Origin of the sequence: Psychrobacter sp. FME13, assembly GCF_014861395.1 — a bacterium.
Classification (GTDB): Bacteria; Pseudomonadota; Gammaproteobacteria; order Pseudomonadales; family Moraxellaceae; genus Psychrobacter.
In genome coordinates this window covers 1-861 of record NZ_RRYV01000344.1, presented here as the reverse complement: position 1 = coordinate 861, position 861 = coordinate 1, and the positions used below count along the sequence as shown (strand labels likewise).

Below are 861 nucleotides of genomic sequence, written 5' to 3'. Positions count from 1 at the left end.
TTCTCTTTGTTGTGGTAAACAAGAGTGTAAGGCGTTGCTTATTTTTTTCAACTATTTCCCAATTCTATACAGCCCCTAGGAAGAATGATGATAACTTTATCGATGTTTCAAGAGTACTTATATTCTGAAGAGCCATTGCCGCCGCTACTAAATAAAATGGCAAATGGCCAAGAGGGTTATTTACGTAAACTATTGGCAGGACTGTCTTCGCAAACACAGGCAGAGCAAGCCGAGCAATTAGAAAAAATACTGACAGTATTACGCGTCGCTAATATAGATGAACAGCAACGTCTTAAATTAATGATTGCTGTAATCAGTGCCTCAGATCAGTTGATTGCAGCATTGCGTCAGCATTTCATTTATGAGACAGGAGCACTGAGTAGTGTTCAAGTAGGGTATGTAAATCAGATAAAATCATTATATTATCTAATTATTATGGTCTATGACAGAGTCATACGCCATAATACTTCATTGTTAAGCCGTCAGCGTAAATATACTACAAGTGATGGTTGGCATCGCTATTTCAGCAGTGACAAGACACTATCCACCACACTTGCTGTGGCCATTTATCAGTCATTGTTGATGTACCAAAGGCTCCTGTTTACAGAAGTGCTTTGCTATCAAAAACCATCACCTTATTTATGGGCTAAAATCAACCAGCTGTATTATCTTGCATATCAGCATCATGTAGTTGGTATCGATTTAAGTAAAATGATAGATATCTCGCGGGCCAGTAATATACATCGTTTGTACTGTCAAATTTGTTTGCATAGTTTATTAAATGTACGTGCTATGCGTCGTCCTAGTATAGTCAGCTCAAAATAAAATTGTTATGGTTAGGGCAAACATCATAAAACAATT

General features: G+C 37.3%; 1 protein-coding gene. It reads left to right on the top strand.

Going from position 1 to position 861, the window contains the following annotated elements:
* The first annotated feature begins 87 nt into the window (after window positions 1–87).
* Window positions 88–825 carry a hypothetical protein gene (locus EI164_RS16500; RefSeq protein WP_192521047.1) on the top strand — a complete coding sequence of 246 codons (738 nt, stop codon included), beginning with the start codon at window positions 88–90 and terminating at the stop codon, window positions 823–825.
* The last annotated feature ends 36 nt before the right edge of the window (window positions 826–861 follow it).

Excerpts from the sequence above, each read along its gene's own strand:
- EI164_RS16500 (WP_192521047.1), top strand. The coding sequence starts at position 88 with ATGATAACTTTATCGATGTTTCAAGAGTACTTATATTCTGAAGAGCCA.